The sequence below is a fragment of the Skermanella sp. TT6 genome (genome assembly GCF_016653635.2).
GTDB classification, from domain to species: domain Bacteria; phylum Pseudomonadota; class Alphaproteobacteria; order Azospirillales; family Azospirillaceae; genus Skermanella; species Skermanella cutis.
On the sequence record NZ_CP067420.1, the window covers coordinates 2,452,276 to 2,467,226 of the forward strand.

Below are 14,951 nucleotides of genomic sequence, written 5' to 3' on the forward strand. Positions count from 1 at the left end.
GCCCGGGAATAGTCCGTGGGTTGGATCAGACGGACAATCCGCCTTCTGCCCGAAACACCTTCAAACGATCGTGCGGATCATCGGGCGGAAACCTACCGGTCCGCGGGAACCGGATCCGGCAGGATCGTCACGGTCGCGGTCAGGCCGGCCCGCGGCTGCCATCCGTCCGGCATGTCGTCCAGCGCGATCCGGACCGGGATGCGCTGGGCCAGGCGGACCCAGGTGAAAGTGGGATTGATGTTGGCCAGCAGGTCGGGGCTCTGGCTGCGCTCGCGGTCCACGATGCCGCTCGCGATGCTGTCCACATGGCCCTGGAAGGTCCGGCCGAGGCCCATCAGGGCGACCGACGCCCGCGCCCCCTCGCGGATGCGCGGCAGCTTCGTCTCCTCGAAGTATCCCACGACATGGAACGAGTTGCTGTCCACCAGGGCCAGGGCCGGGCTGCCCGACTGGACGTAGTCGCCGACATGAAGCTCCAGGTTGGTGACGTAGCCGTCCGCGACGGCGCGCACGTCGGTGCGCTCCAGGTTCAGCGTCGCCATGTCCAGGTCGGACTGGGCCTGCCGGAAGCTGGCCTGGGTGATGGCGAAGGCGGACTCGGCCGCCTCCCGGTCGGCGACGGACACGACGCCGCCGCTCAGGCGGTGCTGCCGGTCCATGTCGCGCTCGTGCTGCACCATGTCGGCGCGGCGGCTTTCGACCAGCGCCTGGGCCTGCTCGACCGCCAGCCGGTAGCGGTCCTGGTCAATGGTGAACAGCAGGTCGCCGCGCCGGACATGCTGGTTGTCGCGGACCTGGACGCGGGCGACGATGCCGGAGACGTCGGGCGATACCTGGATGACGTCGGCGCGGACCCGCCCGTCGCGCGTCCAGGGCTGGGCCATGTAGTAGTCCCACAGGTACCAGCCGACGACGGCGGCGACGGCCACCGTGACCAGCGTGACGGCGATGCGGGCGAGGGGAATGGCGAATTTCATCTTCGTATGCTTCCGTTATCCGGCGACCGCCGCCACGCCGCCCAGGACGATGACGAACAGCGCCGCGTCGAACAGGCCGCGGTGCCAGATCCAGCGCGATGCCCCGACGCGGTCGATCAGGCGGCGGAGCATCGTCCAGACCACGAAGGCGATCAGCGCCCAGCCGAGGATCGGCGTGACATAGACGCCGGCGATGTCGAGTTCCTTCATGACTTGTCCTTGATCATGCCGGCCGCTGGAAATGGACCAGCGCCTGCCGGATGCCAAACAGCGACAGCAGCACTTCGGTGCCGGCCGGTCCCGTCTCCATCGCGGACAGGCGCGCCACCGTGCCGTCGAGCGCCGTGCGGAGATCCTCCGTCGAACGGTCGCCGCCGGTCCCGGCGAAGTGCCCGCGGATCGCGGCGAGCACCCGTGACAGCTCGGCCGCCGCCTCCGGAGGGAGACGGTCACGGTCGCGGCGCAGCGCCAGAAGGTTCAGGCCGACGCGCAGCCCGGCCAGCGCGTCGCGCATCAGGTGCCGCCCCTCCGGCCTGGCGGATACCAGGGCCAGCCGGGGAACCAGGCCGCCCAGGCGGTCGTACATCCGGCCCTCGAACCGGCGGCGGTCGAGACCGGCGTCACCTCCGGCCAACCGGGCCAGGTCCCTCCTGACGGCCTGCATCAGGCGGCCCACGGTCCAGTCCGCACCGAGCGAGCGGGTCAGCGACAGGGCCACGACGGCCGAGCCGAGGCCGATAACCTGGGCGATCCCGCCGTTCAGGAACTCCGCGAAGTCGATGGTATAGGTGTTCTGGAGCGCCAGGGTCGCCGCTGTCGTCAGGAGGACAGGCAGCGCCACCGGAATGTGGGTCGGCACCGCGATGGCGGCGGCGAGCGGGATGAAGACGGGTGCCAGCGCCACCACCAGCATCGGGAAGCTGGTGACCGCCGGGAGGACGAACAGCAGGTAGCCGCCGGCGAGCAGCATGGCGACGATCGCGAGGTTGAGGAACTTGGCGGCGGCGCCCGCCGGATTGTCGAGCGTCGCGAACAGGCTGGCGCCGACGCCCGCCATCATCGCGGCGAGGTAGCCGTGCGACCACCCGGTTGCGATCCAGAAGCCGGTGCAGAGCAGGACGGCGACCGACGCCGCGGCGCCGGACAAGGCGGCGGGCAGATGGTCGCGGTGCAGGGAGGGTGCTTCCTCGCGGGAGGCGACCCGCTCGCCGGACTGGATGGTTTCGCGCAGGGTCAGGCTTTCGTCCCAGTAGAGGATCAGGTCGCGGACCCGGGCCGCCAGCGAGCGAACGAGCATCGCGTCGGCATCGCGGCGGATCTCCCCGTCGGGGGGGGCCGCGGCATCGATCCGGGCCAGAAGCTGGTCCCGCGACTTTTGACGGTCCTGCGGGTCGGACCCCGCCGAGCCGTCGATCCAGGAGGCCGCGTCGGCCAGAAGGGGGCTCCAGGCCTCCGCCAGGTCGGGGCAGGTCCGGTGAAGGGTGCGGAGCCGGTCCTGGATCGCCACCGCGTTGGACAGCAGCATCTGGAGCCGGCGCTGGAGCCGGCGGATGCCTGCGTCCGCTCCTCGAAGCTCGGGGGTGTCGTAGCGGGCGTGGACGCGCAGGGCATCGAGGGCGGCGGCGTTCACGATCAGCCGGTGCCGGTCGGCCTCGCCCGCGGTTCCGGCGGTCCGCTCCGTCAGCACGTCGGACGACCAACGGCCGGCATCGTCGAACCAGGCGGACAGCCGGCCCATGAGCTGGGGGCCGACCCGCTGGGGGAAGACGATCTGGCTGACCACCACCATGCAGAGGATGCCCAGGATGATCTCCTGGCAGCGGGCGATGGCCGTGTCGAAGATGATCGCGGGGGTGTCCACGATGGGAAAGGCCACGAAACCCGCGGTGTAGCCGGCCAGCATGAAGGCGTAGCTGCGCGGTGTCTTCTCCAGCACGGTCGCGTAGACGCAGAGGCCGACCCACAGCGAAAGCACGAGGCTCAGCAGCTCCGGGGAACCGTTGAAGGCGGTGATCGCGAAGACCGCGAAAGCCGAACCGACGATGGTGCCGATCACCCGATAGGCGGCCTTGGACTGGACCATGCCCGCCAGCGGCTGTGCCACGACGAATACCGTCAGCATCGACCAGGACGGGTGGGGCAGGTCCATCGCGAAGGCGATGTAGAGCGCCAGCATCGCGGCGCCGTAAGCCTTCGCCGCGAACAGCAGGTTGCGGGGGTCGAACAGGAACATCGGCGGCGCGTCAGCCGGCCGCCCGCTTGGGTTCCCGGGCTTCGTCGTCCGGATGGTCGAGGCAGTAGCTCTGCTCGATCCGGTCGAAGATGCGGAGCGTCGAGGCGATCTCGTCGTCGAGCACGCCGAGCAGCAGGCGGCGGCGGATTCCGGCGGCGACGCCGTTGACGCCGTCCAGCAGGTCGTGACCGCGCGCGGTCAGCCGGACCACCTTGGCCCGGCGGTCGGTCTCGTGATCGAACCGCTCGATCAGGCCCGACGACTCCAGCGCGTCGAGCAGGCGGACCAGGGACGCGCCCTCGATGTCGAGCGAGGCGGCGAGGTCCTTCTGCTTCGCCTCGTTCCCCATGTGGGACAGATGCAGCAGCGGCAGCCAGGTGGCCTCGGTCAGGCCGTAGGGGCGGAGGCCGTCGTCGATCTCGCGGCGCCAATGGCGCGCGATCCGTGCCAGCCGGAACCCGAAGGTCGCCCGGAGATTGGCCGTCTTTGAATTCATGACACTGAACCAAGCAAGCTTATTATTAGGATGCTAACATATTGGCCGTCCCCACCGGCGGTTCAAGGACGAGGAGGCAGGGGTCGGCGGGTTGCTGATATGCCGCCGACGTATGGGAACCTTGTTGATCGATGATCAACGCCGGAGATGGCGGATGAAATCCAGGATGACGCGGACGGTCAGGTCGGCATCCTCTACAGTGATGGATTCGGCGGGATTGTGGCTGATGCCGCCCCGGCAGCGGGTGAAGAGCATGCCGACGGGGCAAAGGGATGCGACGGCCATGGCGTCATGGCCGGCACCGCTGGGCAGGCGGCGGGGAGGGAGGCCGCAGCGTTCGACGGCTGCGGACAGCTGGTCGATCAGCGCCGGGGCGCATGCCGTGGCAGGAGCGTCGTGGGTCTTCTCGATCGAGAAGGCCAAGGCGCGGCGGGCGGCGATGGCGGCGAAATCGTCGGCGATGGCCTCCATCGCGGAGAGGCGCACGGTGTCGTCCGGGGAACGGATGTCGATCGTGAACACGGTTCCGCCGGGGATGACGTTCACGGCGCCGGGCTTCGCCTCGATCCGGCCGACCGTCGCGACGAGGTCGGGGATCGCCTGGGCGCGGCGTTCGACCGACAGGATCATCTCGGCCGCCCCCGCCAGGGCGTCGCGCCGGAGCGACATGGGGACGGTGCCGGCATGTCCGGCGGTCCCGCCGACCTTCACCCTGTAGCGGGAGGCGCCGTTGATGCCGGTGACGACGCCGACACCGAGGCTTTCGGCTTCCAGTACCGGTCCCTGCTCGATGTGCGCCTCCACATAGGCCAGGATGTCGGCGGGATCGCGGGCCGCGGAGGCGATGGCGTCCGGGTCGCCGCCGAAGGCGCGCAGGGCGTCGGCGTAGCCGATGCCGTCGGCGTCCACCGCGTCCAGGGCGGCCGGGTCGAAGCGGCCCGCCAGGGCTCGGCTGCCGGTCAGGGTCACGGGAAAGCGGACACCCTCCTCGTCGCCGAAGCCGACGACCTCGACCGCGAAGGGCAGGCGCTCGCCGCGCCGGTGCAATTCGGCGACGGCGGCGACTCCGGCCAGGACGCCCAGGTTGCCGTCATACTTGCCGGCATTGCGCACGGTGTCGATGTGGGAACCGATCAGCAGGGCCGGCAGTCCGGGCCGGGTTCCCTCGTACCGGCCGACGACGTTGCCGGCCGCGTCGATGCGTGCCGCCATCCCGGCCTCGGCCATCCAAGCCATCAGCCGGTCGGCGGCGGCCCGGTGCTCGGGTGTCAGGAACAGGCGGGTCAGCGCGTCCGGTTCGGCGGAAATGGCGGCGAACGCGTCGAGCCGGTCCATCAGGGTCCTGCCGGGAGCCGGGCCCATCTGCTGGAGACGGAGCAGCGCGATACGCTCCACCTGGGCCAGCGCGGTCTCGAATTCCTGCTCGGGCGTGTTGTGGATACGGTGCTCGAAGGCGTCCAGGATGTCGGCGCGGGTCAGCCCCCGGACGGCGATGATGAAGGGGAAGCCGAACTTCTCCGTGTAGGAGTCGTTAAGCACCTGAAGGCGCGCGAACTCCTCCGGCGTGCAGCGGTCCAAGCCGGCACCGGCCTGCTCCGAGGCGGAGTCAGCCGTCAGCCCGCCGGCCACGGCGAGCTTTCCGGCAAGATCGGGGTGCGCCCGGAGAAGCGCCAGTTGGCGGTCCCGGCCGGCGGCACGCACCGCGGCGCACATCCCGCCATGGAGCGTTGGTATGTCGGCGAAGGCGATGGCGGAGTGGGCGGCGAGGGCTGTCTCCGCCACCCAGGGCGAATGCTCGAACACGCCGCCGAAGCGGGCGACGAAGTCGGTGGCGGCCTTGTCGTCCGGAGCGGCGCCCGTTGGCACGACGGTTGCGAGACCCTTCGAACTATCCGGAGACATTTGTGCCCTTCCACCATTAGGATCGTAGCGTCAAAATAATGCCATCCCCGCGGCGCGACCTTCCTGAAAGTTTTGAAACTCTTTCCGCCCGAGGGATGTCGACGGCGGAGACGGAGTGGTGAAAGAATAATTTAGGAAACTCCGCGAACCGATAACAAGTCGAAAACAGGCGAGCTAGGAGAGATACATGGCGGCGACTTCACAGCAGGCGGAGAGCGGGGCGGCGGCGAGCGGAGGACGACTCACCACCCATGTCCTCGATACCATGCACGGAACGCCGGCGGCGGGGATGGTGGTGACGCTGTTCCGGATCGACGGCGACGCGCGGGAGAAGATCACCGAGGCCAAGACGAATTCCGACGGGCGGTGCGACGAGCCGTTGCTGTCCGGCGACGGGATGCGGACGGGGATCTACGAACTGGTGTTCGAGGTGGACGGCTATTTCCGGAAGATCGCGGTAGACCTCCCCGACCCGCCGTTCCTTGACGGCATCCCGTTGCGCTTCGGGATCGCGGACGCCGGCGCCCATTACCACGTGCCGCTGCTGGTCAGCCCGTTCGCCTATTCGACATATCGCGGAAGCTGACGCGAGGGGAGACGTTGCATGCGCGATTGCGTAAGGTTTCTGCTGGGAGACCGGCTGATCGAGATCCGGGAGGTCGATCCGACCCTGACGGTGCTGGACTGGCTGCGCCTGGACCAGCGCAAGGTCGGCACCAAGGAGGGCTGCGCGGAAGGCGACTGCGGCGCCTGCACCGTGGTGGTCGGGCGGCTGGAGGGCGGCCGCGTGCGGTACGAGGCGGTGAACGCCTGCATCCGCTTCGTCGCGACGCTGGACGGCTGCCAGGTGCTGACGGTCGAGCACCTGAAGGGAGCGGACGGCTCGCTCCATCCGGTGCAGCAGGCCCTGGTGGATTGCCACGGGTCGCAATGCGGCTTCTGCACGCCCGGCTTCGTCATGTCCATGTTCGCGCTGTACAAGGGCGAGGAGGCTCCGGACGGCGCCGCGGTGGACGACGCGCTGGCCGGCAACCTGTGCCGCTGCACGGGATACTCGCCGATCGTCGCGGCGAGCGAGCGGATGTACGCGCTGGGAGCGCCGGCCGCGGACCGCTTCGCGGCGGAGGCCGCGGTCACGGCGGATCGGCTGGCGGGATTGCAGGACGGCGAGACGCTGCGCGTCGGAAAGGCCGGGCGGCTGTTCTACGCCCCGGCGACGCTGGAGGCGTTCGCGGACCTGCTGGCCGACCATCCGGATGCCCGGATCGTCTCGGGAGCGACCGACGTCGGGCTCTGGGTCACCAAGTTCCAGCGGGTGCTGGACGTCGTCATCTACACGGGGCGCATCCAGGGCTTCCGGGAAATCCGGGACACCGGCACCGCGCTGGAGATCTCGGCCGGAGCCACCTACACCGACGTCATGGGTCCCGTCGGGGCGCTCTATCCCGATTTCGGCGAGCTGATCCGGCGGATCGGGGCGGTGCAGGTGCGGAACGTCGGCACGATCGGCGGCAACATCGCCAACGGCTCGCCCATCGGCGACACGCCGCCGGCCCTGATCGCGGCGGGCGCCACGCTGGTGCTGCGGTCGAAGGACGGCCGGCGGTCGATGCCGATCGAGGATTTCTTCATCGACTACGGCAAGCAGGACCGGCGGGCAGGCGAGTTCGTCGAGACCGTCGTCCTGCCCAAACCCGCGCCGGGTGCGCGGTTCCGTGCCTACAAGATCACCAAGCGGTTCGACCAGGACATCTCGGCGGTGTGCGCCTGCTTCTCGGTCAGGATCGATGGCGGCACCGTGGCGGAAGCCAGGATCGCCTATGGCGGGATGGCCGCGACCCCGAAACGGGCGGTCGAGGCCGAGAAGGCGCTGGTCGGCAAGCCCTGGAGCGAGGCGACCGTGCGCGATGCCATGGCGGCGCTGGGCCGGGACTTCACCCCGCTGACCGACTGGCGGGCCAGCGCGTCCTACCGCAGAGCCGTGGCGGCCAACCTGCTGATGAAACTCTATGTGGAAACCACCGACCCCGAGGCGGATACGCGCCTGGTCGGCGACCGGAGGCTGGTCCATGCCTGATTCAACGGAGGCGGGTCTCGTCGAGCGCATTTCCGGTGCCGTGCATTCCGACCGGCGGCACGACAGCGCGCACAAGCACGTGACCGGCGAAGCCGTCTATGTCGACGATATCCGGGAACCCGCGGGGCTGCTGCACGTCTATCTCGGCCTCAGCGATCGGCCCCATGCAAGGCTGGTGTCGCTGGACCTGTCGGCGGTGAAATCGGCGCCGGGGGTGGTCGAGGTCGTCACGGCGGCGGACGTGCCGGGCGTCAACGACGTGAGCTGCATGGGCCGGCATGACGAGCCGCTGTTCGCCGACGACCTGATCGAGTATGCCGGCCAGCCCCTGTTCGCGGTGGCGGCGGAGACCCGGGAGCAGGCGCGCCGGGCGGCGCGGCTCGCGGTCGCGACCTACGAGGACCTGGAGCCGGTGCTGACCCTGGACCGGGCGCGGGAGCGCGGAACCGTGGTGTTCCCGCCCATGGTCCTGAAGCGCGGCGAGTCGGATGCGGCGATCGCCGGAGCGCCGCACCGGCTGGAAGGCAGGATCTCGATCGGCGGCCAGGACCATTTCTATCTGGAGGGCCAGATCGCCATGGCCGTCCCCGGCGAGGACGACGAGGTACTGGTCCATTGCTCGACCCAGCATCCCAGCGAGGTCCAGCACATCGTCGCCCATGTGCTGAACGTGCCGGCCAACGCCGTGGCGGTCGAGGTCCGGCGCATGGGCGGGGCGTTCGGGGGCAAGGAGACGCAGGCGAATCTCTTCGCGGCGACGGCAGCCGTGGTCGCCAGGAAGACGGGCCGGGCGGCGAAGCTTCGGCCGGACCGCGACGACGACATGGTGATCACCGGCAAGCGCCACGACTTCGAGGTGGATTACCGCGTCGGGTTCGACGATGACGGGCGGATCCGGGGCGTCGAGTTCCTGTTCGCCGCGCGCTGCGGGTTCGCCGCCGACCTGTCCGGGCCGGTGACCGACCGGGCGCTGTTCCACTGCGACAACACCTATTTCTACGAGGCGGTCACGGCGAAGTCGCTGCCGCTGAAGACCAACACGGTGTCCAACACGGCATTCCGCGGGTTCGGCGGACCCCAGGGGATGGTCGCGGCGGAACGGGTGATCGAGGAGGTCGCCTATGCCGTGGGCAAGGACCCGCTGGAGATCCGCAAGCTGAATTTCTACGGCGGCGAAGGCCGGGACCTGACGCCCTATCACCAGACCGTGGAGGACAATATCGCGCCTGAGATCGTCTCGGCGCTGGAGGAGCGGTCTGACTACCGGGCGCGGCGCGACGCGATCCGGGCGCACAACGCCAGGGGCGGCTGGCTGCGAAAGGGGATCGCGCTGACGCCGGTCAAGTTCGGCATTTCCTTCACGGCCACCCAGTACAATCAGGCCGGCGCGCTGGTCCATGTCTATACCGACGGCACCGTCCACCTGAACCACGGCGGGACCGAGATGGGGCAGGGGCTCTACGTGAAGGTCGCCCAGGTCGTCGCCGAGGAGTTCCAGATCGACATCGAGAAGGTCCGCGTCACGGCGACCACGACCGGCAAGGTGCCCAACACCTCGGCCACCGCGGCGTCGTCGGGGGCCGACCTGAACGGCAAGGCCGCTCAGAATGCGGCGGCGACGATCAAGGAGCGGCTGATCGGCTTCGCGGTCGAGAACTGGGGTGTGCCCCGGGAGCAGGTGGTGTTCCTGCCCAACCGGGTGCGGATCGGCAACCAGGAGATCCCGTTCGGCGACTTGGTGCGGACGGCCTACATGGCGCGCATCCAGCTTTCGTCCACCGGATTCTACAAGACGCCGGAGATCCACTGGGACCGGGCGGCCGGTCGGGGCAAGCCGTTCTATTACTTCTCCTACGGTGCTGCGGCGGCCGAGGTGACCGTCGATACGCTGACCGGGGAGTACAGGGTCGACCGGGTCGATATCCTGCACGATGTGGGGCATTCGCTGAACCCGGCGCTGGACCGCGGCCAGGTCGAGGGCGGTTTCGTGCAGGGCATGGGCTGGCTGACCATGGAGGAGCTGTGGTGGGACCAGCGGGGGCATCTGCGGACCCACGCGCCCAGCACATACAAGATCCCGGCCTGCAGCGACCGGCCGCGCATCTTCAACGTCCACCTGCTGGAGAACGCGCGGAACCGAAAGGACACGATCTACCGCTCCAAGGCGGTCGGGGAGCCGCCCTTCATGCTGGGCATGTCGGTGCTCCACGCGATCTCGGACGCGGTGGCGAGCGTCGGCGACTACGCGACCTGCCCGAGGATCGATCCGCCGGCCACGCCGGAGAAGGTGCTGACGGCGATCGAGTCCCTGCGGGCGGGAAAGCGGCAGGCATGACCGGGCTGGCGCCGGCGCTGAGGGCCATGCTGGCGCGTGGCGAACGCGCGGCGCTGGTGACGGTGGCCGCGGCGCGGGGCTCCACCCCGCGCGAACCGGGCGCGCGGATGCTGGTCGGTCCGGCGGCCACGGCCGGGACGATCGGCGGCGGCCGGCTGGAATGGGACGCGATCGCCCGGGCACGGTCCATGGCAGAGTTGGAGGAGGTGATCGAGGTGCCGCTCGGTCCCGCGATCGGCCAGTGCTGCGGCGGCCACGTGACGCTTCGGCTGGAGCAGGCCGACGCGGCGGTGCTGGCGCGGCTCCAGGCCGAGGAAGCGGACGCCGCCGCCAGGCTGCCCCGGGTGCTGCTGTTCGGCGCCGGCCACGTGGGCAAGGCGATCGCGTCGGCGCTGGCGCCGCTGCCGCTGGACGTGCTGTGGATCGACGGGCGGGCGGAGGAGTTCCCGGATGCCATGCCGGGGGCCAAGGTGCGCCGGGTCGTCACGGACTCGCCGCTGGACATGGTCGCCGAGGCGCCGCCGGGGGCCTGCTTTCTGGTGCTGACGCACCTGCACGCCCTGGACTTCCAAATCACGCAAGCGGTGCTGCGGCGCGGGGACTTCGCCTATGCCGGCCTGATCGGCTCGGCGACCAAGCGGCGGCGGTTCGAGCGGACCTTCGCCGCCCAAGGGGGGAACCCGGGCGTGCTGGACCGGCTGACCTGCCCGATCGGGTCCGCCCTGCACCGCGACAAGCGACCGGAGGTGATCGCGGCGCTGGTCGCCGCTGAACTCTTGATAACGACGGCCGAAGCGTCCAAAGAGGCATCAGAACCCGCGAACGCCGAGGCATAGAGGGAACAGGGTCCCGCCGAACTGGGAGAGTGAACATGACCAACGATGCCGGCGGGGTTCCGCCCCGCCTTGAGCTTCGCGGAATAACCAAGCGATTTCCCGGCGTCGTCGCCAACGACGGGGTCGGCTTCTCCGTCCAGCCGGGCGAGATCCATGCACTGCTGGGGGAGAACGGCGCCGGCAAGAGCACGCTGGTGAAGATCATCTACGGCGTGCTGCATGCCGACGAGGGTGAGGTGCTGTGGAACGGGCAGGCCGTCCAGCTTGCCAACCCGCACGCGGCGCGCCGGCTCGGCATCGGCATGGTGTTCCAGCACTTTTCGCTGTTCGACGCCATGACGGTGCTGGAGAACATCGCGCTGGGGCTGGAAGGCAAGCCCGACATGCGCACCCTGTCCGGGCGGATCGTGGAAGTCTCGCAGGCCTACGGGCTGCCGCTGGACCCGAGGCGAGAAATCCACACCCTGTCGGTCGGGGAGCGTCAGCGGGTCGAGATCGTACGCTGCCTGCTCCAGGATCCCAAGCTGCTGATCATGGACGAGCCGACTTCCGTGCTGACCCCGCAGGAGGTCGAGCGGCTGTTCGGCACGTTGCGGCTGCTGGCATCGGAGGGCTGCTCGATCCTCTACATCAGCCACAAACTCCAGGAGATCAAGGACCTCTGCGACCACGCCACGATCCTGCGCGGCGGCAAGGTGGTCGGGGAATGCGACCCGGCGGTGGAATCCACCCGCGGCATGGCGCAGATGATGATCGGCGCCGAGCTGAAGACACTGGCCCGGCGGGGGACCCGGCCCAAGGCCGCCACCCGCTTCACCGTCGAGGCACTCGATTTGGCGACCGATCAGCCGTTCGGGACCACGCTGAGGCGCGTCGGGTTCGAGGTGGCGGCCGGGGAGATCTTCGGCATCGCCGGCGTCGCCGGCAACGGCCAGAACGAGCTGATGCGGGCGCTGTCGGGCGAGCTGACGGTCGGAAACCCGGATAGCATCCGGCTGGACGGCAAGCCGGTCGGCGGCCTGGGCGTCGAGCGCCGGCGGGCGCTGGGCCTCTGCTGCGTTCCCGAGGAGCGCAACGGCCACGCCGCGGTGCCCGACATGAGCCTGGCGTCGAACGCGCTGATCAGCGCGCGAAACCGCATGAAGCTGGCGCTGCGCGGCTGGATCCGGCGGGACGCCACCCGCGAGTTCGCCGAGCGGATCATCCAGGAATTCGGCGTCAAGGCGCGTGGGCCTGATTCCGCGGCCCGCAGCCTGTCCGGCGGCAATCTTCAGAAATACATCGTCGGTCGCGAGATCCTCCAGGCGCCCGAGGTGCTGGTGATCGCCCAGCCGACCTGGGGCGTCGATGCGGGCGCCGCCGCGGCGATCCACCAGGCGCTGTTCAACTTGGCGCAGAACGGGGCGGCTATCGTCGTGGTTTCCCAGGATCTGGACGAGCTGCTGACCCTGTGCGACCGGCTGGCGGTGCTGAATGTCGGCACCCTGTCGAAGGCGATCGACACGGCGGACGCCTCCCTGGAGGAGATCGGCTTGCTGATGGGCGGCCTGCACGGAATGTCGGCGGAGGTGCCCGCCATCCAGGGGGCGGAGAACAAAGGGGGCTCCCAGCATGTCGCTTAAGTTCGAACCGCGGCGGGAGATCCCGAAGTCGCTGGTCTACGGCACGCCGCTGCTGGCGATCGCGCTGACCATCCTGTCGGGATACCTGCTGTTCATGTTCCTGGGGCTGAACCCGGGATCGACCCTGTACATCTTCCTGGTGTCGCCGCTGGAGACCCAGTTCGGCCTCGCCGAGCTGGCGGTGAAGGCGGGGCCGCTGATCCTGATCGCGACGGGGCTCGCCATAGGCTTCCGCGCCAATGTCTGGAACATCGGGGCCGAGGGGCAGCTGACCATCGGCGCGATATTCGGCGCCGGCGTGGCCTTGGCCTTCTGGGGTGACGAGGGCTTCTGGATCCTGCCGCTGATGTTCGTTGCCGGTGCCCTGGGCGGCATGCTGTGGGCGGCGATCCCGGCGTTCCTGAAGACGAAGTTCGAGGTCAGCGAGATCCTGACCAGCCTGATGCTGACATATGTCGCCACGCTGGTGCTGAGCATCCTGGTCCATGGACCGTGGCGCGACCCGGAAGGCTTCAACTTCCCGCAGAGCCGGCTGTTCACCGAGGCGGCGATCCTGCCCATCGTCCTGGAGGGCACCCGGCTGCATGCCGGCGCCTTCGTCGCGCTGTTCGCCGCCGTGGCGGCCTGGGTCCTGCTGACCCACACGGTGACCGGCTTCCAGGTCAAGGTGGTCGGGCAGGCGCCCATGGCGGCCCGCTTCGCCGGGTTCAGCCAGAAGGGCACCGTCTGGCTCAGCCTGCTGCTGGGCGGCGCGCTGGCCGGGCTGGCCGGCATGATCGAGGTGGCCGGACCGATCGGCCAGCTGACGCCGCAGCTGACCCCGGGCTACGGCTTCACCGCGATCATCGTCGCCTTCCTGGGGCGGCTCAACCCGTTGGGGATCATCCTGGCCGGGCTGGTGATGGCGATCTCCTATATCGGCGGCGAGAACGCCCAGGTCTATGCCCAATTGCCGCAGGCGGCGACCGGCGTGTTCCAAGGGATGCTGCTGTTCTACCTCTTGGCCTCGGACTTCCTGGTCCGGTACCGCATCCGTTTCCAGTCGGCCAGGCACCAGGCCGCCAAGCCCCGCCGGGAGGTCGCCGCGACATGATCGATTTCCTCGTCCTGATCGCGGTATCCGTGGTGATCGCCGCGACGCCGATGCTGTTCGCCGCCGTGGGCGAACTGGTGGTGGAACGCTCGGGCGTGCTGAACCTGGGCGTCGAGGGCATGATGCTGATCGGCGCGGTGGTCGGCTTCGGCGTGACCATGACGACCGGCAGCGCTGTCCTGGGCATCGGCTCGGCGGCGCTGGCCGGCGCCGCGCTGGCGCTGGTCTTCGCGGTGCTGGTGCTGACCCTCATGGCGAATCAGGTGGCGACCGGCCTTGCCCTGACCATCTTCGGGATCGGGCTGAGCGCCCTGATCGGCGCCGGCTTCGTCGGCATGCCGATCGCCGGGCTGCCCAAGCTGGCCGTTCCCGGCGTGAGCGACCTGCCGGTCGTGGGTCCGCTGCTGTTCCAGTACGACGCCATGGTCTACCTGTCCGTTGCGCTGACCCTGGCGGTCGGCTGGTTCCTGAAGCGGACCCATGCCGGCATGGTGCTGCGGGCGGTCGGCGAGTCGGCTGAATCCGCGCATTCCATCGGGCATCCGGTGATCGGGGTGCGCTACTTGGCGACCCTCTTCGGCGGCGCCATGGCCGGGCTGGGCGGCGCTTTCCTGTCGCTGTCGGTGACACCCATGTGGGCGGAGAACATGACGTCGGGACGCGGCTGGATCGCGCTGGCGCTGGTGGTGTTCGGATCCTGGCGGCCGGGCCGGGTGCTGCTGGGGGCCTATGTTTTCGGCGGCGTGACGATCCTCCAGCTTCACGCGCAGGGAAGCGGCGGTCTGGGCTTCGGGCTGCCGGGGCAGGTGTTCACCATGCTGCCTTACCTGGCGACCATCGCGGTGCTGACCATAATCTCGGCCGGCCCCTGGCGCGGCCGGTTCCAGGCGCCCGCCTGCCTGGGACAGCCTTTCCGCCCGTCGGTGTGACGGGAGGCGATCCTCGACGTCCCGCGCGGTCCTGCATTGGGCCCGGCGGGACCTCATGGATTGAATGATCAGAAGCCGTCTTGCGGCGGGTCAGGGCGGGACGGAACGACGGGTGAAATGGTGCCGAAGTCCGGCGATCCGTCCGAGAAAGTCTTGAATCTCCGCAGACCGATCATTTCGATAGTCCGATCACCACGAAGCCTTGACTGGATGAAGAGAACCAGGATACCGGATGTTCCGACCTGCGACCTAACGACGGCGTAACGGCCGCAGACCGTCCTTGTCGGGTCCGAGGGTTCGGAAGGAAAATGGCCTCGACCATGATCAAGAATGCCCAAGGCTGCGTCGGGTTCAATTCTCCGCTGCTCGAACCCGTAGTTCCGGATAAGTTCAATCACGAATTCGCAAGCGGTCCGCTCATCCTCGGTCAAATGAGATCTTTGCATAGTGA

12 protein-coding genes are annotated in these 14,951 nt (G+C 69.1%); 7 read left to right on the top strand and 5 right to left on the bottom strand.

The genetic code is table 11. The features are described from left to right. Nucleotides 1-92 precede the first annotated feature (92 nt). From IGS68_RS11540 to IGS68_RS11560, 5 genes are all read right to left on the bottom strand, one after another. On the bottom strand, nt 93-977 hold the full coding sequence (locus IGS68_RS11540; protein ID WP_201080069.1) for an efflux RND transporter periplasmic adaptor subunit: 885 nt from the start codon (nt 975-977) through the stop codon (nt 93-95). 15 nt (nt 978-992) lie between these two features. Beyond that, on the bottom strand, nt 993-1,187 hold the full coding sequence (locus IGS68_RS11545) for a DUF1656 domain-containing protein (protein ID WP_201080071.1): 195 nt from the start codon (nt 1,185-1,187) through the stop codon (nt 993-995). Between the two features lie 13 nt (nt 1,188-1,200). Next, the gene (locus IGS68_RS11550; protein WP_201080073.1) at nt 1,201-3,210 is read right to left on the bottom strand and encodes an FUSC family protein; all 2,010 of its coding nucleotides are present in this window, start codon (nt 3,208-3,210) and stop codon (nt 1,201-1,203) included. Nucleotides 3,211-3,220: 10 nt separating this feature from the next. Next, nucleotides 3,221-3,706, bottom strand: coding sequence for a MarR family transcriptional regulator (locus IGS68_RS11555; RefSeq protein WP_201080075.1), 486 nt, complete (start codon nt 3,704-3,706; stop codon nt 3,221-3,223). Nucleotides 3,707-3,841: 135 nt separating this feature from the next. Continuing rightward, complete coding sequence (locus IGS68_RS11560) at nt 3,842-5,608, bottom strand: allantoate amidohydrolase (RefSeq protein WP_201080077.1); 1,767 nt, start codon at nt 5,606-5,608, stop codon at nt 3,842-3,844. A gap of 187 nt (nt 5,609-5,795) precedes the next feature. Between IGS68_RS11560 and uraH the strand changes: the two genes are divergently transcribed. The 7 genes from uraH to IGS68_RS11595 are packed head-to-tail and all read left to right on the top strand — an operon-like array spanning nt 5,796 to nt 14,500. Continuing rightward, complete coding sequence (gene uraH, locus IGS68_RS11565; RefSeq protein WP_201080079.1) at nt 5,796-6,194, top strand: hydroxyisourate hydrolase; 399 nt, start codon at nt 5,796-5,798, stop codon at nt 6,192-6,194. A gap of 18 nt (nt 6,195-6,212) precedes the next feature. Beyond that, nucleotides 6,213-7,685 carry a xanthine dehydrogenase small subunit gene (gene xdhA, locus IGS68_RS11570; RefSeq protein WP_201080081.1) on the top strand — a complete coding sequence of 491 codons (1,473 nt, stop codon included), beginning with the start codon at nt 6,213-6,215 and terminating at the stop codon, nt 7,683-7,685. Beyond that, nucleotides 7,678-10,020: a xanthine dehydrogenase molybdopterin binding subunit gene (xdhB, locus tag IGS68_RS11575; RefSeq protein WP_201080083.1), complete on the top strand. Its 2,343-nt coding sequence runs from the start codon at nt 7,678-7,680 to the stop codon at nt 10,018-10,020. The genes xdhA and xdhB overlap by 8 nt, the downstream gene beginning before the upstream one ends. Further along, nucleotides 10,017-10,856, top strand: coding sequence for a xanthine dehydrogenase accessory protein XdhC (xdhC, locus tag IGS68_RS11580; protein ID WP_201080085.1), 840 nt, complete (start codon nt 10,017-10,019; stop codon nt 10,854-10,856). The genes xdhB and xdhC overlap by 4 nt, the downstream gene beginning before the upstream one ends. A gap of 35 nt (nt 10,857-10,891) precedes the next feature. Then, complete coding sequence (locus IGS68_RS11585) at nt 10,892-12,478, top strand: ABC transporter ATP-binding protein (RefSeq protein ID WP_201080087.1); 1,587 nt, start codon at nt 10,892-10,894, stop codon at nt 12,476-12,478. Further along, a complete protein-coding gene (locus IGS68_RS11590) occupies nt 12,468-13,571 on the top strand; it encodes an ABC transporter permease (RefSeq protein ID WP_201080089.1) in 1,104 nt (367 codons plus the stop codon). Before IGS68_RS11585 ends, IGS68_RS11590 begins: the two co-directional genes overlap by 11 nt. Continuing rightward, nucleotides 13,568-14,500 (top strand): ABC transporter permease, encoded by a 933-nt coding sequence (locus IGS68_RS11595; RefSeq protein WP_201080091.1) that lies wholly within the window; start codon nt 13,568-13,570, stop codon nt 14,498-14,500. The genes IGS68_RS11590 and IGS68_RS11595 overlap by 4 nt, the downstream gene beginning before the upstream one ends. Nucleotides 14,501-14,951 lie beyond the last annotated feature (451 nt).

Excerpts from the sequence above, each read along its gene's own strand:
- IGS68_RS11555 (WP_201080075.1), bottom strand. The coding sequence starts at position 3,706 with ATGAATTCAAAGACGGCCAATCTCCGGGCGACCTTCGGGTTCCGGCTG.
- IGS68_RS11540 (WP_201080069.1), bottom strand. The coding sequence starts at position 977 with ATGAAATTCGCCATTCCCCTCGCCCGCATCGCCGTCACGCTGGTCACG.
- IGS68_RS11545 (WP_201080071.1), bottom strand. The coding sequence starts at position 1,187 with ATGAAGGAACTCGACATCGCCGGCGTCTATGTCACGCCGATCCTCGGC.
- IGS68_RS11550 (WP_201080073.1), bottom strand. The coding sequence starts at position 3,210 with ATGTTCCTGTTCGACCCCCGCAACCTGCTGTTCGCGGCGAAGGCTTAC.
- uraH (WP_201080079.1), top strand. The coding sequence starts at position 5,796 with ATGGCGGCGACTTCACAGCAGGCGGAGAGCGGGGCGGCGGCGAGCGGA.
- IGS68_RS11590 (WP_201080089.1), top strand. The coding sequence starts at position 12,468 with ATGTCGCTTAAGTTCGAACCGCGGCGGGAGATCCCGAAGTCGCTGGTC.
- IGS68_RS11585 (WP_201080087.1), top strand. The coding sequence starts at position 10,892 with ATGACCAACGATGCCGGCGGGGTTCCGCCCCGCCTTGAGCTTCGCGGA.
- IGS68_RS11595 (WP_201080091.1), top strand. The coding sequence starts at position 13,568 with ATGATCGATTTCCTCGTCCTGATCGCGGTATCCGTGGTGATCGCCGCG.
- xdhB (WP_201080083.1), top strand. The coding sequence starts at position 7,678 with ATGCCTGATTCAACGGAGGCGGGTCTCGTCGAGCGCATTTCCGGTGCC.
- xdhA (WP_201080081.1), top strand. The coding sequence starts at position 6,213 with ATGCGCGATTGCGTAAGGTTTCTGCTGGGAGACCGGCTGATCGAGATC.
- IGS68_RS11560 (WP_201080077.1), bottom strand. The coding sequence starts at position 5,608 with ATGTCTCCGGATAGTTCGAAGGGTCTCGCAACCGTCGTGCCAACGGGC.
- xdhC (WP_201080085.1), top strand. The coding sequence starts at position 10,017 with ATGACCGGGCTGGCGCCGGCGCTGAGGGCCATGCTGGCGCGTGGCGAA.